Raw genomic sequence first — 1,009 nt, 5'->3', positions numbered from 1 at the left:
GGATCGATGAAACCCGGAATCAGCGTGCTCGCGCCGAAATCCAGGACTCGGGGGGCGGGCAGCCCCTTGCCCTCATTGACCTCGCGGCAGTGCTGTTCAGTACCCACTGCCACGATGCGATCGCCGGCCAGCAACAACGCGGTCGGCCGCGTGTCGGCGAACGCAGGGTCGACAGCGTGGATAGTAGAGGCGGTGACCAGGGTGGGGCGGTAGTCGGTGGGGGGAGCGTCCAAGGTGTTGATCTTGCGCAAGCCGTGTCCTTTCGTGTCTCAGCGCGCGACGGTCGCAGCGGCCGGGGTCTCGTGGTCGACGTCGAAGACGTTGTCGCGGATCTGGGGGGCGAGCACCAGGCACACCATGCTCAGCGTGGCCATGCCCATGTACAGCAGGATCACCGACCAGATGGTCCCAGTCGCTGCGAACAGGGCCGTGGCCACGACGGGTGACAGACCAGCCCAAATCGCGTTGCCCAAGCCGTAGGAGACGGAAAGCGCACTCTGCCGCGATTCGGCGTCAAACATCTGGGACATGATCGACGCCAGGGGAGCCCAAGTGCCGTTCATCGCGATCCGGAAGGCCGTGAACAGTACGAACATCAGCAGCGGATTCTCCGGGGACATGCTGAGGAACATCGGCATCACCAGCACGGAGGTCAGCACCAGTGCAGCGACCATCGTCTTCTTGCGGCCAATACGGTCGGCCATGACTCCGATGAACAACGTCGAGACGAGCTCGCCCAGGGCTGCCACGGACAGGATGTTGAGCATCAAGTGCTCGGAGATGCCGATGCCGAAGGCTGGCTCGGTGCCGTACGAGGTGGCGAAGGTGGTGACGATGTAGTACCCGCCGGTGGACACCGGGATCAAGCCCATGCCCAGCAGCATTGCCTTCCAATTGCGCCGGATGGCCAGCTTCAGCGGCAGTTCACGATGGGCGGCCGGATCGACAGCGGCCTCCTCCTAGAAGACCGGTGTTTCCTCCACGCGGTAACGGACCCAGAACCCGATGC

General features: G+C 63.9%; 2 protein-coding genes. Both read right to left on the bottom strand.

The features are described from left to right. Positions 1 to 251 (bottom strand): hypothetical protein (locus ACFWJO_RS39205; protein WP_386873011.1); only part of this gene is annotated, 251 nt, incomplete at its 3' end. 18 nt (positions 252 to 269) lie between these two features. After that, a complete protein-coding gene (locus tag ACFWJO_RS39200) occupies positions 270 to 884 on the bottom strand; it encodes an MFS transporter (RefSeq protein ID WP_222119664.1) in 615 nt (204 codons plus the stop codon). Between the last annotated feature and the right edge of the window lie 125 nt (positions 885 to 1,009).

The organism is Streptomyces sp. NPDC127092 (assembly GCF_042722475.1).
Classification (GTDB): domain Bacteria; phylum Actinomycetota; class Actinomycetes; order Streptomycetales; family Streptomycetaceae; genus Streptomyces.
Note: the sequence above shows the minus strand (reverse complement) of the source record. Positions and strands in the feature narration are given on the sequence as shown.